A 25,936-nucleotide genomic window follows, 5' to 3' on the forward strand; every position below is an offset into this window, starting at 1 on the left:
CCCTAATCTATACTTCTTTGCAATGGATACATGCTAAAGACTACTTCACTGCTGTCAGACTCAAAGCGCATGCTTCGCTCAGTGGTATCCTCCAAGAAATATCGCAAAGAGAACACTTCCTCCCCTTGATTCACAAAAAGCTCTATACTGGAACTTTCCATAAACATTTGCAATTCTGCAAGTGGATGACGGAGCACAACTCTGCGGTGTTCCTTCTGGTTCGTTAACCAGTTGGTTCTCCATACTGTCAGGCTGTTCTGCTCATGATCAAAGTCAACTAGAACGGCGTTTCTGATTACAATTCGGAAGCTTGCCGATTGATTGTTAAACCTCATGACAACTTCCGCTGCCAGGGAAGGCAGGGTCCATTGACCTCTGCTGTGAATTTCTCCATGCACTCCATCTTGTCTTAACAGTTGCAGCTCACGTAACGGTTGCTGATGCAGCACACCATCTTTCAGAACCATTTCTCTGGGAAGGGTTAGTGTATGAACCCAGCCTTCCCGGATCGTTGGAACGGCTTGTTCTGATTCTTCAGTCATAGCGCTCATCCATCCGAACATGATGATTCGATTGTTAATCTTGAATGATTGAGGAGCATAAAAATCAAATCCCCGATCGAGTTCGTTGAATCCGGACAGCTCGCCAAGAAATTGTCCGGTCTCTGAAATGCGGCCCACTATATAACCTGATTGATTCGGATTTCTATATTTGTCGCCTTCCTCCGGCAACCCTTGAGGAGAAAATACAAAGACATCATTTTCCGGAAACCGCATCACATCCGGGCATTCCCACATATACCCAAAGGAATGCTCCTGTTCAAGGAAGGATCCCTCCCACGACCAGTTGATCAAGTCTTCAGACTTGTAGACAAGCGCATCTCCCGTAAGATCTTCCCGCTGTGCGCCTACGATCAGCCACCAGTTCCCCTCACTGTCCTGCCATACTTTCGGATCGCGGACATGTCTCGTGTAGCCGGGAGGATGTTCGAACAACGGACCAAGCTTTCGGAACTGCTCTCCATCTTCAGAAACCGCCGCGCATTGATAGCTTTCTCTGCTTCCATCGTCCCGGATCACATTGCCAGTATAGAACAGGTACAGCTTCCCGTCATGAACGATGCTCCCGCCGGAATAGATACCGTCTTTGTCGTACGGTTCCGAAGGTACCAGCGCAGCTTTTTTCCTCCGCCAGTTTACCAGATCACTCGACACAACATGCCCCCAGCTTTTGTTTTTGTGTTCTGTGCCATAGGGATTCCATTGATAGAATACATGATATTGGTCTTGAAAGTAGGCCAGCCCATTTGGGTCATTCAGCAGACCCTGCGGCGGAGTAATATGATACTTCAGCTGATAAGCTTCACTTTTGCTCATGATCATGATTGTTCCTCCGACCGTAAGGAGAAGCTGAAATGAAGCGGAGTTTCCTGTGAACTTGTGCCAATATAAACTTCAAAGTCACCCAGCTCGCTCTGGTATTTCATACTGCTTCCATAGAATCTGAGCATATCTTCACGAATGGAAAATTGTACTGTTCCCGTTTCGCCGCTCCGCAAGAAGATCTGCCGGAAATCGGTCAACACCTTTACCGGCCTCGTCACGCTCGCAAACCGATCGCGGATGTACAGCTGGATCGTTTCTTTTCCGTCGAACCTTCCTGTATTAGACACGGATACTTCGATATCCACAGACTCATCCGGGCCGATTTCCTTCCGACTGACGGAAAGCAAGCTGCAATCGAATGTAGTGTAAGACTTTCCATACCCGAACGGGTACAGCGGTTCGTTTGCTTCATCTATATACCTGGATGCAAACCGGTAAGCGCCGTTTTCCGGCAAGTTTGGCCGTCCAGAATTGAGCTCATTGTAATAGACCGGAATTTGTCCAACACTGCGCGGAAAGGTCATTGCCAGCTTACCGGACGGATTAACCGTACCGTAAAGGATATTCGCCAGCGCTTCCCCGCCCATCGTTCCCGGATACCAGGCCTGAATGAGGGCGTCGGCTTGTTTCGCAACCTCTGTAAGAATTAAAGGACGTCCGCTATATACGATCACAACAAGCTTTTTACCCAATTGGCTCAATTCATGGAGCAGCTTCGCTTGCGTCTCCGGCAGTGTTGGATTCGTGCGTGAACCGCCCTCACCGCTCTGATAGATGCTTTCTCCCAAGGCCAGAACCACAACATCCGATTCGTTAGCATGACGGATTGCTTCCTGTAACAGAATGTCCTCATTGACCGTTTCAACAGGCAGCTTGTCCACATACTTCCCGAGGGGTTCCCGCGCATGATCAGGCAGCAGGTGCGCGCCTCTGCATACAGACATTTGGTCTGAATCTATATGCTTTAACAGCCCCTCTTTCAAAGTTACCGTGTCCGCTTCGTCTCCCTTGATTGCCCACATACCGAGTGTGGAGTGTTCCTCTGCGTATGGACCAATCAAAGAGATCTTGGTTTTCTTCGATAACGGCAGCAGATCCTGTTCATTCTTCAGCAGAACGATGGACTGCTCTGCCAGGGACCGTGCAGCCGTCTTATGCTCATCTGACAAAATGCGGGTTCCCTGCTGAAGAGTAGCTTTTAAACCGCGGAACGGATCTTCAAACAATCCCAGATCGTTCTTCAGCTTTAGAACTCGGTACACGGCGTCATTCAGGAGCTGTTCCAAGTGCTCGTTACCAGATATCACGCTTTCCAGTTGGTTGGCATACACAGCTGTCTTCATATCAATGTCAACACCTGCCATCAAGGCCAGCTTAGCGGCAGTCGCTGCGTCTTCTGCGTAACCATGCATGATTAATTCTTCAACAGCAGCGTAATCAGAGATCAAAACCCCATCAAATTTCATCTCCTGTCTGAGGAGATCCCGATTCAGCCATTCGTTACCTGTAGCGGGAATGCCATTCAGCGTATTAAAAGCCGTCATAACAAGCTTGGCCCCAGCATCAATTGCAGCTTGATAACCCGGTAAATAATATTCACGCAGCATATGCTCCGACATGTCCACGGCGTTATATTCCCGTCCGGCTACAGGCGCTCCGTAGGCGGCAAAGTGCTTGACACAAGCAGCGATTTTATCTTGGGGAACGCTTCCCGGCTGCTTGCCCTGGAGCCCATGTACTGTGCTTTCCGCATATTTCTTGGCCAGCAGTGTATCCTCTCCGGGGGATTCCATCACCCGGCCCCAGCGGGGATCTCTAACGATATCCACCATAGGGGAGAAGGTAACATGTATGCCTTCGTCATAACATTCACGGGCCGAAATTGAAGCCGCCTGCTCAATCTCTTTAAAGTTCCAGCTACATGCCTGTGCAAGCGGGATCGGGAAGATCGTTCGGTACCCGTAGATGATGTCCGCCATGAACAGCAGTGGTACTTTATGATTGGATTGTTCCAGATAATCCGTTTGCAGCCGGATAATTCTCTTTGGATCCGTCACGTTGAGGATGGAACCCGTGTTATACACATTATAATCAGAATGAAGTCCAAGTTTTTTCAGCGGTCCCGTGACCACCGTATCCAGATCTTTTTCAAAAAAATCACCGGTCAACTGAACCAGCTGACCAATTTTTTCTTCAACAGTAAGGCTGTCCAACTTCTCAAGCAGCAAATTGATATGCATGGTTCTCTCCACCTGTTATTTATTATTTATTTAGAATTAGCAGCTTTTTCTTTGAAACCAAACAACCAGGTGAGCGCGAATGCTACCCCAAATCCGATAGCGCAGACTGCAATGTATGGAATAATCTGCGAGTTCAGATACAGCAGCATACCCGGAATGACTGTAATCGACATACCTGTTGCCTGAACATCAAAAATCCGAGCAATGAATCCGGCGATCGCACCACCGATCAAGGCCATTAGAAACGGCTTGCCGTAACGAATATTTACGCCGAAAACGGCCGGTTCCGTAATACCGAGCAGCGCAGACAGAGAAGAAGGATAGGCAATGGACTTGGTTTTAAGACTTTTAGCCTTCAGACCTACAGCCAGTGCAGCTCCTGCTTGTGCAGCGATTGAACCGGAACTGATCGCATTGACCATATTCCATCCGGTATCACTCAGCATTTGAATTTCAATTAAGTTCAAGGCATGATGCAGCCCAGTTACAACAATAATTTGGTTAATACCTCCATAGATGAATCCGCCAATTCCGAACGGCAGCTTCAGAATCCATGTGACTGCTTCCAAGATTAGAACCTCAACCTCATGGAACACAGGGCCGATTACGAATAGTCCAAGCACTAAGGAGACCAGCAAAGTCAGGAACGGCGTCAAAATTAGATCGAGCGCAGCGGGAACGATTTTCCGAATCCTTTTCTCCAGCAAGGCTCCGACTATACCGATAATAAACGCAGGCAGCACCGATCCCTGATAGCCGGCTACTTTAATAAATCCGAGAAACATCAGCGGGTCCTGAGCTTTCTGGGCAACATCCCAGGAGGTTGGCAGGGAAGGACTGACTAGCATTAAGCCGATCAGAATCCCGAGCAGCGGTGATCCGCCAAATACCCGGAAGGTCGACCAGCATACCAGGACAGGCAGGAAACCAAAAGCAGTATCGGTCAAAATTTGAGTGAACATTAAGAAATTAGCAGAAATGCTGTCCGGAGTAAGTCCGAACCATCCAAGAATATGCGGCTGAGTAATCAAGCCTCTGAGACCCATGAATAATCCAGTTGCTACCAATGCGGGAATAATGGGTACGAATATGTCACCGAACACCCGAATCATTCGTTTGAGGAAATTATCATCTTGCTCGGAGGCCTTTTCTTTCAAATCTGCCTTTGATGTCGAAGAGACATCCTCAGCGACCATCGCATCATAGACTCTATTGACGATACCGGTTCCAAAAATAATTTGATATTGTCCAGAGGTAAAAAACACGCCTTTGGCTTTGTCTACGCTCTCAATAAATTCATCATCAATAATGTCCCGATCCTTTACAATCAATCTGAGACGTGTGGCGCAATGTGCCATCGAAATGATATTGTCTTTTCCACCCAGCCCTTTAATAACATCCTGGGCAATTTTTTGATATTCCTTTTCAGGACCCATCAGCCTCTTCCTTTCGCTTAACAAGTATTTTCCTGCTTATAAGCATACCAAGATGGCGCTTTCAAACAGCGGTATTATTTTACGTGATTAAGGGCAAATTTTGATCTCTTTGCACCACTTTCTGAATAAAATGCTCGGAATAACAAAAATTGCAAAAAAATGCCCGCTAACATTAAGGGGGACTGCTACTTCCCCTAATCACAGCGAGTCGCTAACCTTATGCTTAAGCAATCACTATAGTGCGCGGAACAGATGGCTTAATAGGTTGGGGCTCCGGCCAATGCCGGCAGCCTCCTATTCGTTCAGTAATCGGATCATTTTCTGTACAGTATCATTCTCTTCAAGAGGGCGATAAACAGTTAGCTTTAGTTCGGGGGCATCGTAAACTCGAAAAGTGATATGTTCCATAACCATGGTTCCAACACGCGGATGATTGATCATTTTCTTACCGATTGGTGTACCCGAAATATCATAGCTCGGCCACCATTGCCTGAATTCAGGGCTGATCTCCATTAACTCTGCGACCAGATCCTTAAACCAGCTTTCCCCTACAAAAGGAGTGCTTGTTGACCGGAATTGTGCCAATAGCCGTTTTGCGTGGTTTTCCCAATCCCCTATTAGATTCCGGTAATCGGTCGAAGCAAAGCACCGCCAAATTGCGTTTCTCTCTTTTTTATCCATCTTTTCAAAATCCCCAAAGACCCGCTCGCCCGCTTTATTCCAAAGTAATATATCCCACCGCTGATCTGTAACATAAGCCGGACATCTCTCATATTCATTCATGAAGTTTTGTACGATCGGAATAAGGCTTTCCTCGATCGAAGCCGTTTGTTCTACTGGTAGCTGCCCGAGAGCTAGATTGTACAGATGATTCCTCTCCTCGGTATTAAGCTGCATGACGGTTACGAGACATTCAAGTACCTGGGTAGAAACTTGTATATTTTTGCCTTGCTCCAGCCATGTATACCAGGTAAGACCGATGCCTGCAATCTGGGCCAACTCTTCTCTGCGCAGGCCTTGGACTTTCCTCCGCGGCCCTACAGGTAATCCGAATTGTTCAGGAGTAAGTCTGGAACGTCTTGATTTTAAAAATTTTCCTAACTCCCTGCGTTTCTCTTCCTGGTCGCTCATGATCAACTTCCCTTCGTTAAAACCATTACTTTTAATACTATGATAAATACGATTCTATTCATAGTATTGCATCCTACATTAATCTTACCACTGTAGCAACTCTCCAATTTAAAGACAAAGGAATGATTGTATTGCAGAGTAACGTTAGTCCCGGGCTTACACAAGGTCTGATTGCACTTATGGCGGCAGCCTGTGGGTTTACCGTAGCGAACGTCTATTTGAACCAGACCCTTCTGGTCGATATAGCCGGAACATTCGGGGTGACTGAAGCTGCGGTGGGAATCGTGACAACACTCACTCAGGTTGGTTATGCCCTAGGGAACGTTATCATCGTACCGCTTGGGGACATTTTCGAAAGGCGCCGGCTAGTTCTTGCCTTGCTGTGTATGACATGCCTGTCACTGGTATCAGCGGCTCTCTCCGGTTCGATTACATGGTTGATCATCAGTAACTTTTGTCTTGGCTTAACCACGGTAATTCCGCAAATTATCGTACCCTTGGCAGCAGGGATGGCGGATGAACGCAGGCGCGGAAAAGTACTGGGGACGGTAGCCATCGGACTGGTCTGCGGCATACTGGGAGCCAGACTTGTCAGCGGCCTGGTGGATAGCTTATGGGGATGGAGAAGTATGTACTGGATTTCGTTCGGATGTATGCTTCTGCTTGCCCTACTGATTCGGATTCGCTTTCCCGTAAGCAAAGGAACGGCCTCATTACCTTATCGCAAACTTCTTCTTTCTTTGGGGCCTCTGTTTATGAAAGAAGGCGTACTTCGGCGTTCTTGTTTAAGTCAGGGAATGATTTTTGGATCATTTAGCTTATTTTTTACGACCATTGGATTCATGTTGCAAGCGCCCCCTTACTCCTATAACAGCGCTGTTGTCGGTCTGGTCGGTCTGGTAGGAATCGGTGGCACGATCGCTACACCTACAATCGGAAGGGTCATAGATAGGAAGGGTGCTTCTTTCGCCAACAAAATGTGTATGCTTGCGGCTATGATCTCCTTTCTGATCGCCGTGACAGCTGGACACCGGCTATCGGCTTTAATCTTGGCCGCCTTTTTGTTGACAGTCGGAACACAGGCGAACCAAGTGGCCTGTCAAGCCAACATTTTCAGCCTCTCCGCCGCTTCCGCGCGAAGTCGATTGAACGGGCTGTATATGGTTTGCACCTTCTTGGGGGGAGCATTGGGATCCTATTTAGGGGTATGGGCATGGACCCAGTGGCACTGGACAGGTGTTTGCATTTGCGGCATGGTCATGATTGCAACCGGGATGAGCGCTGCTCTGGGAAACAAAAAAACAGCGGGAACAGCCGCAAACGATAAGTTCATGAAGAAAGGGATGTAATCTAGAATGGCATTTGTTGATGAAAACTACAAAAAAGGAATGGAAGTTTTATCTAAAATTGATGGTGAAAATTATAAGGCCATTGTGGACAGCTTTCAGGATTCCGTAGCACCCGATCTGGGAAGACTGGCTGTGGAATTTAACTATGGGCAAATTTTTTCCCGTCCCGGCTTGGATTTGAAATCGCGCCTTCTTGCCGCCGTGGCTGGTCTTACAGCCATGGGAAATACGCAGCAGCTGAAATTTTATATCAATGGCGCGTTAAATGTAGGATGGACCGAAGAGGAGATCGTCGAATGCATGATGCAAATGATCATCTACGCGGGATTTCCGGCGGGGTTAAACACGATACTCACCATCGCAACAGAAGTGTTTGAAGAAAGAAGAAAAAAATCAAAATAACCTAATCATTAAACTGGAAAGGTAGAGGAAGCGAAGCTTGTACTAAGTTCCTTCTCCGAAGGGGAATGCAATGAACATGGGTCGGAACATGACAAGCAGGATTATATTCACAAGCTTCAACAGGAGAAATCCGTATATGAAGCGCGTTATGGGAACAAATCCTGACCGGCCATATTCCTGTCGGCATAACCATGCGGAGTATCAAGGCTAGCTCAGCTTCTCCTCCTTCCAGACCACCTTCTCACCGTAATGCTTTCCCCAATCATACATAAGTTCTAGCACAGGCATCAGGCTCTTGCCGTAATCCGTCAGGGAGTATTCTACCTTGGGCGGAACCTGAGCGTATACTTCACGGTGAACCAGCAGGTCCTCTTCAAGCTCGCGCAGCTGGTTTGTCAGCATTTTCTGGGTAATATGCGGAATCAACTGCTTCAGCTCACCAAAGCGCTTGGTGCCTTCCTTCCCCAAATGCCATAAGATAATGAGCTTCCATTTACCGCCGATGACAGCCAGCGTCAGCTCCTTCTCACAGTTGATGGTCTTTAGATCAATACGTTCTTTCACATCGTTTGCCATGGGACAATCCCTCCTTTTTGCTCCTATAGTATACATTGTATATCAAGGGGTTACAAAGATACTATGGAATATCCCGTACGAACGAAGTGACTTTATATCATAAGAAAAGAGACCTGACCTCATAGTTATAAGGCAGCTCTCTCTCCTGTACACCTATTCTAAATTGGCATGTCTTCCATACATCATTTGTGTCCCCAGCCCTTTAATCTCCATCAGGCGTAAGATAATGGCATCCAGCATCAAGAGCATGCTCTGCTCAAACCGCGAAGCCATCGGCTGGAGGGAAGCTGATCCCCCACTTTGATCCTTCGTGGCTGCCTCAAGCACCACCAGCTTGTCCGCCAGTCCGGCCAATGTTGACTCAGGAACAATAGTCAGGAGAGCCAGCTCTCCTCCCAGGGCCTTCGCTTTCTCAGCCATAGCCACAAGCCCTTTCGTCTCTCCCGAACCGGAGCCAAGGATCAACAGATCTTGATTGCCGAGCGAAGGCGTAACCGTCTCGCCCACCACATAAGCATGGATCCCCATCTGCATCAGCCGCATCGCGAAGGCCTTCATCATGAGCCCCGAGCGACCGGCACCGGCCGTAAAGACTTGATCGGCGCTGAGAATGGCTTGCACCAGCCCCTCCGCATCCGCTTCAGAGACCTGGGTTAAGGTCTGTTCAAGCTCTTCTAAGATCCGAGCTGTATATCTCGCGATTTCCATACAGCGCTGCCTTAAGCCTGCTTGACCAGCTTCTGAATTTCAGCAGCCGTCTGCCGCTTGTCCTCAGCCCCGGTAATTCCGCCGCCAACGATAACAAGATCAGGACTTGCCTTAATCGCCTCCGGCAGCGTATTCAGCTTGATGCCGCCAGCAATCGCCGTCTTGGCATTCTTCACTACGCCTTTGATAATTTCCAGCTCTTCGAAGGAATTTTTGCCTTCTGCCTGAAGATCATATCCGGTATGGACGCAGATGTAATCTACGCCGAGTGCGTCGATTTCTTTGGCACGTGTCTCAATATCCTTCACGTTAATCATATCCACCAGAATCGCTTTGTTCTGCTTCTTGGCTTCAGCAACAGCGCCCTTAATGGTCGAATCATCGGTGGCTCCGAGCACCGTAATAATATCAGCGCCTGCTTCTGCCGCCTTCATGATTTCATAACCGCCGGCATCCATAATTTTCAGATCTGCAAGCACCTTTAGATTCGGAAAAGCTTCCTTGATCTCTTTTACGGCTCTGAGCCCTTCATTAATAACGACGGGAGTACCTATTTCTACGATATCGATATAATCAGCTACTTCAGCTACCAGAGCCTTCGCTTCCGGAATATTTACAAGATCGAGTGCCAATTGCAGTTCCATTTGAATCATCCTCTCCTTTTTACCCTTTATTATGCTCCTTTAGGGTACCCCCACATTCTAAAGTCGTCGCTTACAAAAAGGAAGTACGCACTTTGAAGTAAGGTAGTTACCTGGACCATACTAAAGGCCTCATCAGAGAAGAGAATTAATTATTTCTTGGCGAATCGGCGCTCAATTCTTCTCAGCTTCACTGGGCCCGCCACGAAGCTATAAGGGACAAAACGAACATCCGGCGGACAGCAGCCTTGCGAAGTAAAGGCGCTGATTAGCTCAGTCTCCAGCGCCCCTTGAATATCTTCCAGCGGAACAGAGGCCCGAATTGCTGCCTCAACCTGTGTCTGCGAATGCTGGACAATACGGTATTCTAAAATCTGCGGCGAAGCCAGCATCACGGCACGGCGAATGAAATCCGGGAAGATCGGGGCAGTCTGCTCCTCGCTTCCAAGCACTCGCCCGTAGAATACATCATCCGTTCTGCCCCCAATGGACGAGATGGCTGTAAACACACAGCCGCAAGGGCAAGGTTCCGGCCGCTCGGTGAGCAAATCATTCAGCCTGTAGCGCACAATGGGCTGCGCCTGCCTGGAGAAATCGGTAATCACAGGCGAGAACAAGCCCGCAGCCTCATCCAAATAATCCTTTTGAATGACCAGAATATCTTCGTTCAGATGGAGGGTGCCATGCGAACAGGTGAAGGCCAGAAAGCCTTCCGTACACTGATAAATCTGGTGAAGCTTCGTGCCGAATATGTTCTCCACAAAGCGGCGATCCAGCTCCTCAAGTACCTCAGCCACTGAGATGATGCGCTCGGGAGCCGCAGCAAGCCGGCCATCCCGCTTAGCCTCTGCCAGCAGCCTGAGCATGGACGGAGGGCCAACCAGAATGGACGGAAGCAGCTCATTCAGCTGCTCGATATGCTCCTCCAGTGGACGGATCATATCGAAGAAACGAAAGGTGATCCGCTTTGACTTCACGCTCTGATACAAGTTGCTGTCTGCTCGAAGAAAGAAAGCTACCCGATGCTTTGCAAGCAGCGAGCCAGGCAGTGCTTTCGCCAGCACCGTACCCGCCCAAGCCGCCCTTTCCTCCTCACTAACAAGAAATATGCCGCGGTTGCCCGAGGTCCCGGAGGATAAGCCGACCGTCACCGAGCCGAGCTGTGGAGAGAAATCCCGCTCCCTCTCCGCGCGTAGAGCCACCTCGAAGGCTTCCTCCTTCGTAACTCCCACGGTATTGAGATCATCGAATCTATCCATCATCAGGTTCTTATCCAATGTTGGCCATTCGCGCCAGTCCTCAGGATCAAGAGTCTCCAGATACTCCGAATAGAGCCTTGATTTGCCCTTGAGCTGCTTCAGAAAGGACACCACACGACGGTGCTGCCACTGCTCCAGCTGCTCCCGGCTCTTCCAGTGTCTCTCCCGGTATTTCGCAAGTCCATAATGTTTGAGTAAAACTCCAAGCTTCATAATCCTTAGACCTCCATGGCCTTGCCGCACAGCGCAAGCGATTCTTCGCCGTGAGTGAAGAGCAGATTCAGCCCCGGCTCACGCTGCTTCAACTCATGCAGCCGCTCAAATGTCTGTTTATATTTGGAGCTGTGGTCAAAAATAAAGAACGCCAACGGATGCGGCAGCCGATTCTCTAGAACCGCCTGAAGCGACCAGCTTGCATCCGCCCCAAGAAAGACCGGGGATTTCAGGTTGGGGCCTATGATAAGCCCGTACTGCGGATCAGCATGCCCTGGCAGCGCTACGGCTGCAAGCTCCCCATCGCCAAATACATCATAGGCTTCTGTGAAAGGGGCGAATTGCGCAGGCAGTGCTAGCTTAGGAAGATCCTCCAGCCATACCGCCCGTTCCTTAAAATCTCCAGGTAAGAGGGCCGGGAGGAACGCTCGCTTGACGGCACGTACTCCCCGCAGAGACTCCAGCGATGTATATGCGTCATAGGAGCAGATGAACTGAGCCCCGGTAAAATCCGACAGTCCGCAAATATGGTCAGCATGGAAATGAGACAAAAACACGAACCGGATCTCTTCAGGCTTATAACCAGCCTGTCTTACATGCTCTGCTGCGGTCAGGAATCCATCCATATGTACGGGAGTAACCTTGCGGTACAAATTATACGGAAAGCTTCGCGTAGCTTCATTAAAGGCAGGAGAGTAGCCAGTGTCGAACAGAATGGGGCCGAGCTGCGGATGCTCGATCAAAGCAATAATGGCGTGGAACCGAATCGAACGCCAGCTGCCGCCAGAAATCGACAAGGCCTCACGCTGCTTACAATAACCTGTGCTGAACAAAGTAACCTTCATCGTTGCCCCTCCTTCCCGGTCTCTTCCCACCAATTACAGAACCGTATAATGCCTTCATCCAGGCTTACGATCGGACGATAGCCAAGCATTGCTCTGGCCTTGTCGATGTTCAACGTCTGGCTGAACGCCAGAAGCCCGGCCGTGTAACGGGTAAGCAGCGGCTCCTTGCGGCCTCCACCCAGCCGGGACGCTGTCTCGAGGATGAACGCCAGCCCCTGCACCGCCGAATAAGGGAGACGCCGGTACCGGAATGGCATTCCGAGCTGCTTGAACAGCTGCTCCAGCAGACCAAACAGCATCACCGGCTCCCCGTTCGTAATGTTGAATTTATGCCCGAAGGCTGCGGACGGTGCCGCAAGGCAGCACATCAGCGCTTCGGTCACATTATCAATATAAGTCACATCCAACACGGCCCGCCCCTGATGGAACAGCGGGACAAAGCCCTTCTCGTTGGCCCGGAGCAGGCGGGGAAATATCGCCGTATCTCCCGGCCCGAATAGCCCCCTTGGCCGAATGGTCAGCACCGGCAGGCCAGCTGCCGCCCCGGCGTCCGCTTCCTGCTCAGCCAGCAGCTTCGTAGCCGCATAGGCATTGACAGCTCTTGGAGGCAGCTTCGCATCCTCTCGAATATCCAGCCGATCACGAAATTCAAAGTATATCGAAGGCGTTGATACGTTAATCAAGCGGCCCACGCCATGCTTCAGAGCCCCTTGTACCATATGCCGTGTTCCCAGCACATTGGTACGGTAGAAATCCCGGTAGTCCCCCCAAGGAGACGACAGCGCTCCGCAATGAATGACGGCATCCTGACCCTGACAGGCTTCGGCAGCCAGCTCATCTCCAAGGTCCTGCTGCAAGAATCTTGCCCCTTGCTGCTGCAGCCGCTCGCCTTCCACCTTGCTGCGCCCCATTCCGGTCACCTCATGCCCTTCGCGCAGCAGCCGACCGATCAAATTTTTCCCCAGGAATCCTGTGGCTCCCGTAACAAGCACTTTCATACATCAACCATTCCATTCTATATAGATTGAACTAAAGTTTTACATTGAATTTTCTGTTATCACGGCCTAATACTGTTCTATAACGTTCATTTCTTTAGTTCATTCTACATATATCCGAATATAAATTAATCATTAGTACTCCATGATCATTCCGCCCAAGGAGACACCGGCCGAAATACCGATCAGCGCAAAGCGATCCCCCCGCTTCAGTCTTCCCCCCTGTACTGCCTCGTGCAGTCCCATCGGAATGGAAGCTGCGATTGTATTACCGTGATTCTCAATGATGTTCATCATTTGCCGGTCAGTAATGCCCAGCTTCTTCTGCAATAAGCGCATCGCCATGGCGCTGCCCTGATGAGGAATCACCAGATCAAGATCGGTCATCCTCATCTCTGCCTCTCCAAACAGGCGGGAGAGAAAATCCGGCAGTAATTTGGACGTTTTCTTAAAAATAGCCTCTCCCCGCATATCGAACAAATATTCCGCATCTGTCGCCGGCGAATAATGCCGTGGGGGGAATTTAGAGCCGCCTCCGCGGACTTCGGACAAGGCTTTCCCCGAACCATAAGTCTCCATGCGGGAAGCTAGAATACCTGCGCTTTCATTCTCTGCAGAAGTGCCGACAATGACAGCAGCGGCGCCATCCCCGAACAGAATAGAGCTCTCGGCATCTTTATAGTTCAGACCGATCGAGGCCTTCTCGGTAGCAACAATCAGGACGCGGCGGTATCGTCCAGCATCAACCAGATAGGAGATCAGATCCAGCGCAGCGACGAAAGACAGACAAGTAGAGTTTACGTCAAAGCAAGGAATCCCGGAATCCCCATACCCCATTTCATTCTGAATGATAGAAGCCGTACAAGGAATAGGCTGCTCCGGAATCGAGCTGGCACAGATCATGCAGTCCACATCGGACAAGCTGAGTCCCGCATGCTCAAGTGCGGCCATGGCCGCTTTAGCACCCATCTGGGATACTGTTTCCTCTTCGGCATAATGTCTGACTTTTACACCGGATTTCTTGTATACCCAGCCCGGCGACTTCCCTGTAATTATATCTAAATCTTCCGAAGTTACCTCTTTAGCAGGTAGGTACTTCCCCGTTCCTATTATGCGAATTCGTCTCATATCCATGAGCCCCCTAGAAATCTATCTATTTTTTTCCACTTAGAAATATTGTACTTGATTCGTCCATTCATAGGAAGATTCGACAATAAAAACAGCGCAAACCTCCTAAGTCCAGCATCAGCCCATCTGTGCCTTTACACCTAGTTCCAGGAACCTAACCTCAGCCTGCTGGTCGTTCCCGTGCGGCTTGGTTCTGACGGCATGGTTGTCTGCAAGGAGTAATCATGTATATAATATAAAAGCAAACATACGTTTGGTTTAGTATTGTTTGTTAGTGTTAACAGTCAGCTAGAGCATTTGTCAGAGGAGGTTTTCATGAAAGGATCCACACACCTTACCCTTGGTGTAGCTATCGGAACAGCTGCCGCAGTCTATTATCCGTTCAGTGTTCAACATGCTGCTATATACATAGCTACCTCAGCGGTATCGGCTCTGAGCGCAGATTTGGATGGGCCCAGCCTGCTCAGCTCGCGGATCGGGAAGGTATCGAAATGGCTGCACCGTTCCTTACCGGTAATCGGCATACTGCTGCTTGTTCTCCTGGCATATCAATATGCTGCTCATGGCGTGATTGACCCGGCACTAGGAGCTGCTACAGGGATAACGCTTCTGCCAGGCCTGATCCTGCAGGAAGGTACGCTTCGCAACCTGCTGGTCAGCCTCTGTGGAGGCGGGCTTATCTATGCAGGCTTAACGTACGGCATGCCCTGGCTTGCCGGTCTCGGTCTGTTCGCTGTATGCGCACCTTGGCTGAAGCATCGGGGACTAACCCATACCCTTTGGGCGTTAATCCTGTGGTGGTTTATTGGACGGGGGCTTGAAGAGCAGGTTCAAGTCCCTTCTTTGGGGCTGATCGCAGGGGCAGGCTACTTATCTCATTTAATCGCGGACACCCTAACACCAAGTGGTGTAAAGTGGCTGTATCCCATCTGGAAGAAGCCGTTTCGGCTGCCGTTTTTTTAAAAGCACCTTCAAAGGCCTTATTTCGTTCGTTCCACACTCAGGACGCTTAGAAGAAAACCCGGGATCGCAGGCGGTAGTTCCCCCTGCATCCCGGGTTTTGCTTAAAGCACAACCTATTTATTTTACTAAAGTTACTACAGAATTCAAGGAAGCAAAGGCCAGCGGACCGAAACCTTCAGCCGCTTCACCAACCGGTATCTCCAGCCGGAACACATAGCCCTGTCCGCCGATTTCCTTCACAATATACTCCTTGGTCCGTTTGGAGCCGTCTCCGAGCATGAACAGCTTGGCATCGCGCATAGGTTCAGCAATCGCATCCCCCTTAAGCGTCTTCACCCTGCCCACATCCGACAGCTCCTGGTCTGCTTCCAAGGCAAGATAATCAAGTTTGTAATCCGAAGGGAGCTTGGTTACGGTCGCAAAATAATCCGGGTCCGCATCCAATGTCAGCTTGCCGGCCTTGCTGTCAAAGCTGAAGCCCTCTGGTACATAAATGGCAAAGCCATCTCCCTGCGCCAGCTTGGCTGTCCGCTGTTCCTGATTTCCTTCCAGCGTGACGTTCAGCTGCTTGGTCTGCGGAAGCTCGCCGCTCTGTCCGCCTGCCGCTCCTGTTCCCTCGGCACCACTACCAGCCTTCTGAAGCTTCGTCAGGGTAAGCTGCTTGACCGTATTATCGCCTTCAATAGGTTCCTCTACATATTCGAACTCTACCGGATCATTAGGCTCAAGCTCGGCTAATACGCTCTCCGTATCACCGCCAAGCTGAAATACTTTAGGTTCCCCGTTGACTGTAATCTCAACCGAGGTCGTATCGGCCTGTCCAACATATTCTCCGGTACCTTTTAAGGTTTTAACCGTATTCTGATCTTTATCATTATGAGCAGGTTCATTTGGGGTGGTCTTATTTTGCGCCGGCGGAGTAGCCGCATTGTTTGTTGGAGCATCCGCTTTCTCCTTGCCGCAAGCGCTCAGCACCAGCATAAGCACCAGCGCTGCCGTCCATAGCATAGCTTTTCTGTGTTTGTTCAAAAGTAACACCTCCACTTATTATAACGGCTCACAAGCTGTAAAGTTGCATCCAGCTCTTGTGCCCCCATGTCATTGCCCTGGTGATCTTGCTATAATAACTTAATAGTCTGTACAATTTACATTACCCACGAACGAGGATGCGATAATTATGGCCTTTGGCATTAACCGACAAGAACTCTCCATGTGGAAACAGCAGGTTTCCTCCGGAAAGATTGCCTTCCTGACGCATTACTGGCTGGACCCGCGTTTCCCCGGAGTCCGTACTGTTACCAAGGTAGGCTGCTCTGATCTTGAACGGCTCTCGGCCTGGTGCCGCAAATATGAGCTTGACCCCAAATATATTCATCGCAGAAGGCCCTATCCGCATTTTGACCTGCTGGGTCCCAAGCAGCGGGAAATCCTGAGTCAAGAAGGCCTGAGCGAGCACATACGGCGGTTCAAACTATAATCGCCGTCCTACGCTGCTAGAGTATCAGATTAAGCCAAGCATACGCAAGCCATGCCAGATACCATCCTCATCTACGGGCTTGGTCACATGCTTGGCTTGTTTTTTGATGAAATCATCCGCATTCCCCATCGCCACGCTGTTCTTCACCCGTCTAAGCATCTCCAGATCATTCAGCGCATCACCGAACGCATAAACATCGTCTTCCGGGGTTTCGGACAATTGGATATACCGGGAAATGCCTTCTGCCTTAGAACCCCCTTTAGGAAGGACGTCCATGGACAAAGGATGCCAGCGGACAAATTTCAAATCCTTGTACTGCTCCTCATAATGCTTCTCCTGATCTTCCGTGCAGAACAGCAGGCACTGATAAATATTGCGCGTCAGAAAATAATCCGGATCAAGCTCCGGAAGCTCCAATCTCAAGGTTGAAATACTCTGATCGATATAAGCATGGTATTCCGTATTCGTGCGCATCCCTTCATGGTCCATATAGACAATTGGATTTTCACGGGTCAATGCGTCGACAGACAGCTGTTTAACCAGATCGGTATGTATCGGGTTGGCATAGATTACCTCTCCCTTGCGAACCACATATTGTCCGTTAAAACTTACGTAAGAATCAATCTCCAGCTCTTCCCTGATGTCCTTGAACATAAATGGCCCGCGACCTGTTGCAATGGCTACCTCATGTCCGTTCTCTCTAAGCTTGTTCACCGCTTCCTTCGTAGCTGGCGGAATCTTCTTATCGTGATCTAACAGGGTTCCGTCAATATCGAAAAAAATCAGTTTGTTCATAGCGTGAAGCCTCCTCAAGTTGTCAATTCTTCCATCATACACAAAAACGATGCCGGCCATCCACCGCATCGTTCTTGTGAATTCTATTCTTAGTATACCTTAATCCTGCCCCAAACTCCCGGCTTCTTCACGATCCGCTGCCCGCTCACGGCCCAGCCACAGCAAGGAGGCAATGAATATAAAGGCGATCAAAGCCAATAAAGGAATTGTAATAAAGCCAAGGAAATTAATATAATCCCGGTTGCACGGGACGCCTGTCCGACATGGCAGGGCTTGATCCAGCGCAGGAATCTTCTGCTTTCCGTAATGATACAAGGAGATGCACCCGCCAATAATCACCAGGGGAAGCACATAACCTGTGATCTGGCGGTCATTGCGGTAAGCTGCGATCCCAAGCAGGATCACTAAAGGGTACATAAAGATTCGCTGGAACCAGCATAGCGTGCAGGGCTGATAATGCAAAATCTCGCTTAGATAAAGGCTGCCCGCCGTAGCTATGATGGCTACAATCCAGGCAAAATAAATGGCATAAGTGCGAATAAAGGATTCCTTCGACTTAGCTTGAGCAGAGGATATCATGATCCTTTGACCGCCTCATCAATCGCTTTCTTCACATTGTCCGGTTTCATAAAGTCTGGGTACGCCTGTTCTTTACCGTTGATAAACAGGGAGGGCGTTCCTTCCAGCTTCTGCTTGCTTGCAAACTCATTCTGTTCATCGACTTCGTTCTGATAAGTCTTGTTCTCGATGTCCTTGCGAAGCAGATCGTAGTCAATGTCCAGCTTCTCCGACTTAGCCAGATTAACCAGAAAGTCTGTCGTGATCCAGCCGCTCTCTTCTTGCCCCTGGTCACGGTACAGCGCATCATGAAATTGCCAGAAGGCATCCTTGTTCTGATGATACACCGAACGGGCTGCAAGCGCAGCACGATTTGAATCGCCAGGTGCATTCTCTATGACGAGGAAATCCGAGAAATAGAAGGCCACCTTGCCCTCATCAATATAGGATTTCAGTTCTGGCTTAACCTCTTGATTAAAGGTTCGGCAATACGGACACTGATAATCCCCATACTCAACAATTTTAACAGGAGCATTTGGATTTCCCAGTACCGGAAGCTGATCATAGGCAAAATCAACTTTATTTTCAGACTTGGGCTGGAGCAGCAAAACAACGAGTACCGCAATAACCGCTACGGCAGCTATTGTAATCCATACAAGCAGGCGCCGTCGCTTCTGGGATTCTCTCTCCTTCTCACGTCTTCGTTCGGCCGCATAATTCGCTGATTTCTTCTTTGGCTTCAGTGAATATCCCTTCTTTCTATTATCGCATCGTTAATTCTCTATCCATCTTGCAATCATTCTAGTTACAAAGCAGGCATTCGTCAAGTTACAGAAAAGTGTAAATACAAACAAGGAACGCGAGCAAAAGCTGCCGCGTTCCTTGTTCGAAGCCTATTTAGCTATACTTCCTGATTGCCTATTGCAATCCAGGAAACAAATCCATAATTCTCTGTGCTGCCGGGCTGACGAGTCAGCTCCAGCGTAGCAGCGCCGGGATGCCGTGTCTTGAGTGAAGCGTGGACGGACGCCTGGTTCGTCATGGCGACAATTGCATAATGAGCATCTGCAAATGTCTCCTCGAAGCTGACGGTTACCTCGGATTTATTCTCATCATCCGGGAACAGAAATACCGTCATACCGAACTGCTGCATTGTCGGCCGCTCCCGGCAGCTTTGCACGGGCGAAATGGCCAAATGCTTGAGCTCCACAGACTTCTCTTGCAATTGGGCAGAGCCCACTGCTCCCTCAGTTAAATGGCTGCTGGTTACACTTTGCTCAGCCAAATGCTGGGAGCCAATGGCCGATAACTGGATGTGGTCAGGGCCTACTGCATCCAGCTTTAATATATCCCCATCGACGGCCTGATACTGCAGATGCGAACGGTCAATGGATCCTTTCTGCAGGTGGCTTCCGGTAATGCCATCCATCGGAAGCAGTCCGTTCATAATTAGCTCCTCGGACAGATGCTTCCGGTCAACCGCCTCGGCCTGGAGCTGGCTTCCCCCTACACTGCCAGCACTCAAATGCTGGCGCAGTACGGATTCTGCCGTCAGGTGCTGAGAATTTACAGCCCCTTCGCTTAAGTGCAGATCAGTGACGCTGCCTTCTGCCAAATGCTCGGAGCTTATGGCTTCTGGCTGAATGTGTTGGGAACCTATTGCTCCGTTTTGCAGAACCGTCTCATCCACGGAGCCTGCCTGAAGTTGAGTCCGGCCGATGCTGCCTTCTGCCAAGTGCTCAAAGCTTATGGCTTCTGGCTGAATATGCTGGGAACCCACGGCTCCGTTTTGTAGAACCGTCTCATCTACGGAACCTGCCTGAAGTTGAGTCCGGCCGATGCTGCCCTGCACGATATGTGATTCCGTGATGCCGCCTCTTGGCAGGATTCCCTTCTCCAGCAGCTCCTCGGACAGATGGCGCTCTTCCACCGCTTCAGCCTGAAGCTGGCTTCCGCCCACGCTGCCTACGCTTAAGTGCTCCTGCTTCACCGCTTCTTCCACCAGGTGCTGAGAATTTACAGCTCCTTCGCTTAAGTGCAGGTCAATGATGCTGCCTTCTGCCAAGTGCTCGAAGCTTACGGCTCCTGGCTGAATATGCTGGGAACCCACGGCTCCGTTTTGCAGAACCGTCTCATCCACGGAGCCTGCCTGAAGTTGAGTCCGGCCGATGCTCCCCTGCACGATATGTGCTTCTGTGATGCCGCCTCTTGGCAGAATTCCCTTCTCCAGCAGCTCCTCGGACAGATGCCGCTCTTCCACCGCTTCAGCCTGAAGCTGGCTTCCGCCCACGCTGCCTACGCTTAAGTGCTCCTGCTTCACCGCTTCTTCCACCAGGTGCTGAGAATTTACAGCTCCTTCGCTTAAGTGCAGGTCAATGATGCTGCCTTCTGCCAAGTGCTCGAAGCTTACGGCTCCTGGCTGAATATGCTGGGAACCCACGGCTCCATTTTGTAGAGCCGTCTCATCTACGGAGCCTGCCTGAAGATGAGTCCGGCCGATGCTGCCCTGCACGATATGTGCTTCTGTGATGCCGCCTCTTGGCAGGATTCCCTTCTCCAGCAGCTCCTCGGACAAGTGCTGCTCTTCCACCGCTTCAGCCTGAAGCTGGCTTCCGCCCACGCTGCCTACGCTTAAGTGCTCCTGCTTCACCGCTTCTCCTGCCAGGTGCTGAGAATTTACAGCCCCTTCGCTTAAGTGCAGGTCATTAATGCTGCCTTCCGCCAAGTGGGCAGCGTCGATCGCACCTGCCTGAATATGCTGCGAACCGACTACACCACCTTGCAGGATCGTCTCATCCACGGAGCCTGCCTGCAGGTGAGTCCGGCCGATGCTATCCGGTGCTACATGGACTCCGGTAATTCCGCCTCTTGGCAGGATTCCCTTCTCCAGCAGCTCCTCGGACAAGTGCTGCTCTTCCACCGCTTCGGCCTGAAGCTGAACTCCACCCACGCTGCCTACGCTTAAGTGCTCCTGCTTCACTGCTTCTCCTGCCAGGTGCTGAGAGTTTACAGCCCCTTCGCTTAAATGCAGGTCAGTGACGCTGCCTTCTGCCAAATGGGCGGAATCGACAGCTCCTAACTGAATATGCTGCGGACCGACCGCCTCGCTTTGCAGAACAATTTCATCCACGGAGCCTGCTTGAAGATGTGCGCGACCAAGCGTCCCTTTCTGCAGGTGAGCCCCGGTAACGCCGTCCATCGGAAGGAGCCCGTTCATAATCAGTTCCTCGGACAGATGCCTCCATTCCACGGCCTCAGCCTGAAGCTGGCTTCCCCCTACACTGCCAGCACTCAAATGCTGCCGCTTCACGGATTCCGCTGCCAGATGCCGTGAATTTACGGCACCTTCAGTCAAGTGCAGATCGTGGATACTGCCTTCCGTCAAATGTTCAGAGCTGATGGCTCCAGGCCGAATATGCTGCGATCCGACCGCTCCACTTTGCAGAACCGTCTCATCGACTGCATCTGCCTGCAGATGAGTCCGGTCTATGCTGCCTTCCACAAGATGCGATCCCTGGATGCCTCTTCTTGGTAGAATCCCCTTCTCCAGCAGCTCCTCCGACAGGTGCTGCTCTTCCACAGCCCCAGCCTGCAGGTGGCCTCCCCCTACACTGCCAGCGCTGAGGTGTTCCTGCTTCACCGCTTCATCAGCCAGATGCTGAGCATGCACCGCGCCTTCGGACAGATGCTCCTCCGCAACGCTGCCATGTATCAAGTGCTCGGAGCTTACGCTTTCCGGACGAATATGCTGCGAACCGACCGCTCCGCTTTGCAGAACCGTTTCATCGACTGCATCTGCCTGTAGATGAGTCCGGTCTATGCTGCCTTCCACAAGATGAGACCCCTGGATGCCTCTTCTTGGTAGAATCCCCTTCTCCAGCAGCTCCTCCGACAGGTGCTGCTCTTCCACAGCCCCAGCCTGCAGATGGCTCGCTCCTACACTGCCAGCGCTGAGGTGCTCCTGCTTCACGGCTTCTTCAGCCAGATGCTGAGCATGCACCGCACCTTCGGCCAGATGCTCCTCCGCAACGCTGCCATGTACCAAGTGCTCAGAGCTTACGCTTTCCGGACGAATATGCTGCGAACCGACGGCTCCGCTTTGCAGAACGTTTTCATCGACTGCATCTGCCTGCAGATGAGTCCGGGCTATGCTGCCTGTCACAAGATGGGCCCCCTGAATGCCTCCTCTTGGCAGAATTCCCTTCTCCAGCAGCTCCTCGGACAGATGGTACTCTTCTACTGCCTCAGCCTGCAGATGGCTCGCTCCTACACTGCCAGCACTGAGGTGCTCCTGCTTCACGGCTTCATCAGCCAGATGCTGAGCATGCACCGCGCCTTCGGCCAGATGCTCCTCCGCAACGCTGCCATGTACCAAGTGCTCGGAGCTTATGCTTTCCGGACGAATATGCTGCGAACCGACGGCCGCTGGCTGAATCACTTCACCATCTACTGCACTGGCCTTCAGATGCTCGCGGCCCAAACTGTTATAGCATATCTGGTTGCCGTGTACTCCGGCTTGCGGAAGAATCCCCTCCTCTGCAAGCTCCTTAGAAAGATGCCGCCGCTCAATAGTTTCGTCCGTAAGATGAACTGCATGAATAGCACCGGGCTCGATATGCTGGGAGCTGACCGCTTCGTGCTGAAGAACATTTCCGTCAACCGACTGATCTTGAAGATGCTGGCCCGTTAGACTATCCGGACGGATATGGGCTCCGGTAATTCCGCCTTTAGGAAGGAGTCCTCCAACAATTAATGATTCTGTAAAATGTGCAAGAGAAACCGCTCCCGGCTGCAGCTGTCTTGAACCAACTGCATTGGCTGACAGGTGCTCTGGCCCCACACTTTCTGGAGATAAATGCTGGGAGCTGACCGCACCATCGGCCAAATGTTGATCAGTTACACTGCCTTCCGCCAAGTGGTCCGATTCAACCGATCCTGGCTGAAGATGTTCTGAAGTGACAGCATGCTTCTGCAGAATATGGCTATCTACCGCATTCGGCTGCAGATGGTGCTGGCCTATGCTGCCCGGAACAATATGATCGCTGTTAATTCCTTCTTGCGGAAGCAAACCTTCCGTAAGAAGGTCTTCAGACAGATGAGGTAATGACACAGCTCCAGCTTGCAGCTGCATAGCTCCTACCGAGTCGGAAGCCAAATGGATCTTCTCAATGCTGCCTGCTTCCACATGGCGGGTTGTTACCGCTCCGTCCGCCAAATGCTGTTCTTGAACACTCAAGTCAGACAAATGCTGGGATTCTATTGCCCCTGGACGAATATGTCCGGTTCCCACTGCACTATCCTGTAAAACCTCTCCGTCCACAGCTCCCTTTTGAAGATGGGTCCGGCCCAGACTGTCAGGACGAACATGCGGCCCCTGAATCCCCCCCTTCGGAAGGAGCCCATTTGTGATCAGCTCTTCCGAGAGATGAGGCAAGGCCACGGCCCCAGCTTGAAGCTGAAGTGCCCCCACAGAATCAGAAGCCAGATGATATCTCTCTATACTGCCGGCTTTCAAATGGCGGGCGGAAACAGACTCATCAGCCAATTGGCGTTCTCCTACACTTTTTTCAGCCAATTGACGTGCTGTGACCGCACCGGCCTGGATATGCTCGGGACCTACGGCATCATTCTGCAGAACTTCTCCATCTACAGCTCCCTGACGCAGGTGGAAGCGTCCAAGGCTATCCGGACGAAGCTGTTCCCCTCTGATGCCATCTTTAGGCAGCAGCCCTGTAATTGCAAGCTCATCCGTAATATGATGGAAAGCTATGATTCCCTCCTGAAGGTGAGCTTTACCTACAGAGCCAGGTGCCAGATGAGCCGCTTCCACGCTCGACTCGGTCAAATGGTGGGAACGTACAGCCCCATCGGCAATCTTGGGCGAGGTTACCGCTAAATCGTTCAATTTATCGGTAGATACACTCTCTGGAGACAGCTTCAATGAAGTTACCGCATGATCCTGAAGATGGAAAGAGAATACAGAACCCTCGGTCAGATGGTTCTCCTGAACCGAACCTGCCTTGAGAATATCTCCGGTTACCGAACCTGGCCGTAATGCAGCTGTGCCAATGCTATTATGTTGAATATGCTCCTCATTAATTGCCCCCGGCTCAATATGAAGAGATGTAACTGCTCCGGCCTGAAGAGCTGCTCCGCTTACACTGTCTTCCGCCAAATGGTGTTCATGAACGGAGCCAAAGGCAATATGCCCATTCGTGACGCTTCCCTTAGCCAGCTTGCTTCCATTCACGGCCTCCTGCGCAATTTTGTCAGCGTTAACTGCACCATCAGCCAGCTTGCTGCTCGTGACCGCACCAGACTTGAGGTGATATTCTCCCACCGACTGCTTGGAGATGTGGTAATCCTGGACAGCCGAGGCTTCAATGCTGCCGCTCTTCACGGCTGCATCCTGCAGGTGACGATCATTGACGGAGGAGATGGCAAGATGCTCCTCATGCACCGCGCCGTGCTGAATATGGGTACCAGAAACTGCAGCAGGCGAGATGCGATCCCCCTGGATAGAAGCTTTGGCGATATGCCTTGACATGACGGCCTCATCGCTAATCTTATGCGGAAGAATGCTTTGATCCGCAATTTTGGATGAGGTGACCGACTGCTCAATCAGATGGGACGTACCTACAGATTGATCTGCCAGCTTAGTGGACAGAATGCTGCGGTCGGCCAAGTGACGGGTAGTAATCTCACCTGCCCCAATATGTCTATCGCTTATGCTTGAAGAACGAATATGGGACGATTCTACCGTATCGGGAGCCAAGTGATGTGACATGATTGATTGGTCCGACAGGTGTCGAGAGCTGACAGCCCCCTTCTCTAATTCTTCGCTTCCAATGCATTGTCCGGCCAGCAGCTCACGTACAATTGAACCAGGAGCCAAATGCAGGGAAGACAGTGCTTGTGGAGCCAGATGCTTGCCGGTCACAGAGCCCTCCTGCAGCTTGGAGCCCGTTACAGCTCCGTCCCTTAGTTTGGAGGTTGTCACCGACTGTTCGGCCAGCTTGGAGTGATCTACCGATTCGTTAGCCAGGTGAATGGTCTGCACTGCGCCGCTCCCGATCTTTTGGGAGGTGATGGAATGATCCTGCATAAGCTCAGGCGTGATGATCCAGTTGCTTAGATGGCGTCTTTCAATGGCACCGTCAGCCAGCTTCTCGGCACCAATGGTCTTGTCGGCTAACTTGTCAGGTGTGATCGAGCCATCCTTGATCTTCATCCCGTCAATAGAGCTGTTAGCCAGCTTGCTTCCTTGCACAGTTCCTTCCACTAGGTGACTGCCTGTAATTGCATTCTCAGCAATCTTAGCAGAAGTGACCGCTTCATCTGCCAGCTTGATGGAGGTTACCGCATAATCGGCCAGCCACGCGGTGCCTACCGTGCCTTGTTTGAGCCGGGAAGCATCAATCGTATAAGGAGCAATCTTGTCACCGGTTACCGATGCTTCAGATAAATCATCCGTATATATGATCGCCGTGGGTCCGGTAGGCGTCTTTCTAAGCTGAAGACGCTCATTCACTTCCTTGCGCGACTGCTCTTCCTGTGCGGGCTTGATCTCTTCCGGGGGAACGCTCTGTTCCATCACGGGAGCTTTCTCTTCCTCCACCTTCTCCTCTACAGGAGGGGCAACAGCCTGGTGGAGGCTTACCTCGCTTTCGGTTTCGCGGGCCTTCTCCTTATAATTTTCAAGCAGTTGAAGCTCGTCAAAAGAAGCATGGTAACGAGGCTTCGTTACCTTTACGGGTTTGGTTACTTTCGCCTTCTTCAAAACCGTTCTCTCCTCTCTCAAGTGCCCTCTTGTGGCATCATATGCAGGAGGATAG

At 50.8% G+C, this 25,936-nt stretch carries 20 protein-coding genes; 4 read left to right on the top strand and 16 right to left on the bottom strand.

The genetic code is table 11. The annotated features are described in order from the left end of the window. Positions 1-2 precede the first annotated feature (2 nt). The 4 genes from DCC85_RS16415 to DCC85_RS16430 all read right to left on the bottom strand — a co-directional run bounded on the left by DCC85_RS16415 (position 3) and on the right by DCC85_RS16430 (position 6,192). Complete coding sequence (locus tag DCC85_RS16415) at positions 3-1,376, bottom strand: glycoside hydrolase family 32 protein (protein ID WP_108467924.1); 1,374 nt, start codon at positions 1,374-1,376, stop codon at positions 3-5. A gap of 2 nt (positions 1,377-1,378) precedes the next feature. Beyond that, a complete protein-coding gene (gene bglX, locus DCC85_RS16420) occupies positions 1,379-3,625 on the bottom strand; it encodes a beta-glucosidase BglX (protein ID WP_108466548.1) in 2,247 nt (748 codons plus the stop codon). Between the two features lie 26 nt (positions 3,626-3,651). After that, positions 3,652-5,061, bottom strand: a complete 1,410-nt coding sequence (locus tag DCC85_RS16425) for a sucrose-specific PTS transporter subunit IIBC (RefSeq protein WP_108466549.1) — start codon at positions 5,059-5,061, stop codon at positions 3,652-3,654. 294 nt (positions 5,062-5,355) lie between these two features. Beyond that, positions 5,356-6,192: a helix-turn-helix transcriptional regulator gene (locus DCC85_RS16430; RefSeq protein ID WP_108466550.1), complete on the bottom strand. Its 837-nt coding sequence runs from the start codon at positions 6,190-6,192 to the stop codon at positions 5,356-5,358. Between the two features lie 122 nt (positions 6,193-6,314). Between DCC85_RS16430 and DCC85_RS16435 the strand changes: the two genes are divergently transcribed. Both DCC85_RS16435 and DCC85_RS16440 read left to right on the top strand, forming a co-directional pair. Beyond that, complete coding sequence (locus tag DCC85_RS16435) at positions 6,315-7,541, top strand: MFS transporter (RefSeq protein WP_108466551.1); 1,227 nt, start codon at positions 6,315-6,317, stop codon at positions 7,539-7,541. 6 nt (positions 7,542-7,547) lie between these two features. Next, a complete protein-coding gene (locus DCC85_RS16440) occupies positions 7,548-7,943 on the top strand; it encodes a carboxymuconolactone decarboxylase family protein (protein ID WP_108466552.1) in 396 nt (131 codons plus the stop codon). A gap of 207 nt (positions 7,944-8,150) precedes the next feature. Here DCC85_RS16440 and DCC85_RS16445 read toward each other — a convergent pair whose 3' ends face one another. From DCC85_RS16445 to DCC85_RS16475, 7 genes are all read right to left on the bottom strand, one after another. Next, entirely contained in the window at positions 8,151-8,519 is a 369-nt protein-coding gene (locus DCC85_RS16445; protein WP_108466553.1) for a winged helix-turn-helix transcriptional regulator, read from the bottom strand. 153 nt (positions 8,520-8,672) lie between these two features. Continuing rightward, positions 8,673-9,227, bottom strand: a complete 555-nt coding sequence (gene hxlB, locus DCC85_RS16450; protein ID WP_108466554.1) for a 6-phospho-3-hexuloisomerase — start codon at positions 9,225-9,227, stop codon at positions 8,673-8,675. Between the two features lie 11 nt (positions 9,228-9,238). Next, positions 9,239-9,871 (bottom strand): 3-hexulose-6-phosphate synthase, encoded by a 633-nt coding sequence (hxlA, locus tag DCC85_RS16455; RefSeq protein WP_108466555.1) that lies wholly within the window; start codon positions 9,869-9,871, stop codon positions 9,239-9,241. 149 nt (positions 9,872-10,020) lie between these two features. Next, a complete protein-coding gene (locus tag DCC85_RS16460) occupies positions 10,021-11,340 on the bottom strand; it encodes a F390 synthetase-related protein (protein ID WP_108466556.1) in 1,320 nt (439 codons plus the stop codon). A 5-nt stretch (positions 11,341-11,345) separates the two neighbouring features. Beyond that, positions 11,346-12,185, bottom strand: coding sequence for an MBL fold metallo-hydrolase (locus tag DCC85_RS16465; RefSeq protein ID WP_108466557.1), 840 nt, complete (start codon positions 12,183-12,185; stop codon positions 11,346-11,348). Next, positions 12,182-13,183, bottom strand: coding sequence for an NAD-dependent epimerase/dehydratase family protein (locus tag DCC85_RS16470; protein WP_108466558.1), 1,002 nt, complete (start codon positions 13,181-13,183; stop codon positions 12,182-12,184). Before DCC85_RS16470 ends, DCC85_RS16465 begins: the two co-directional genes overlap by 4 nt. A 132-nt stretch (positions 13,184-13,315) precedes the next feature. Beyond that, a complete protein-coding gene (locus tag DCC85_RS16475; protein WP_108466559.1) occupies positions 13,316-14,314 on the bottom strand; it encodes a beta-ketoacyl-ACP synthase III in 999 nt (332 codons plus the stop codon). A 309-nt stretch (positions 14,315-14,623) separates the two neighbouring features. Here DCC85_RS16475 and DCC85_RS16480 point away from each other — a divergent pair, with 309 nt between their 5' ends. Further along, positions 14,624-15,271: a metal-dependent hydrolase gene (locus tag DCC85_RS16480; RefSeq protein WP_108466560.1), complete on the top strand. Its 648-nt coding sequence runs from the start codon at positions 14,624-14,626 to the stop codon at positions 15,269-15,271. Positions 15,272-15,388: 117 nt separating this feature from the next. Here DCC85_RS16480 and DCC85_RS16485 read toward each other — a convergent pair whose 3' ends face one another. Next, complete coding sequence (locus tag DCC85_RS16485; protein ID WP_108466561.1) at positions 15,389-16,300, bottom strand: hypothetical protein; 912 nt, start codon at positions 16,298-16,300, stop codon at positions 15,389-15,391. A 148-nt stretch (positions 16,301-16,448) separates the two neighbouring features. On the opposite strand from DCC85_RS16485, the gene DCC85_RS16490 reads away from it, so the two are divergent. After that, positions 16,449-16,748, top strand: coding sequence for a hypothetical protein (locus DCC85_RS16490; protein WP_108466562.1), 300 nt, complete (start codon positions 16,449-16,451; stop codon positions 16,746-16,748). A gap of 24 nt (positions 16,749-16,772) precedes the next feature. On the opposite strand, the gene DCC85_RS16495 is transcribed toward DCC85_RS16490, so the two are convergent. From DCC85_RS16495 to DCC85_RS16510, 4 genes are all read right to left on the bottom strand, one after another. After that, positions 16,773-17,543, bottom strand: coding sequence for a Cof-type HAD-IIB family hydrolase (locus tag DCC85_RS16495; protein WP_108466563.1), 771 nt, complete (start codon positions 17,541-17,543; stop codon positions 16,773-16,775). Positions 17,544-17,642: 99 nt separating this feature from the next. Then, entirely contained in the window at positions 17,643-18,122 is a 480-nt protein-coding gene (locus DCC85_RS16500) for a disulfide oxidoreductase (protein ID WP_108466564.1), read from the bottom strand. Continuing rightward, positions 18,119-18,709 (bottom strand): DsbA family protein, encoded by a 591-nt coding sequence (locus tag DCC85_RS16505; RefSeq protein ID WP_234414210.1) that lies wholly within the window; start codon positions 18,707-18,709, stop codon positions 18,119-18,121. Before DCC85_RS16505 ends, DCC85_RS16500 begins: the two co-directional genes overlap by 4 nt. Positions 18,710-19,002: 293 nt before the next feature. Further along, positions 19,003-25,881 (bottom strand): WIAG-tail domain, encoded by a 6,879-nt coding sequence (locus tag DCC85_RS16510; protein ID WP_108466566.1) that lies wholly within the window; start codon positions 25,879-25,881, stop codon positions 19,003-19,005. Positions 25,882-25,936 lie beyond the last annotated feature (55 nt).

It is taken from the genome of Paenibacillus sp. CAA11 (assembly GCF_003060825.1).
Lineage (GTDB): Bacteria > Bacillota > Bacilli > Paenibacillales > Paenibacillaceae > Fontibacillus.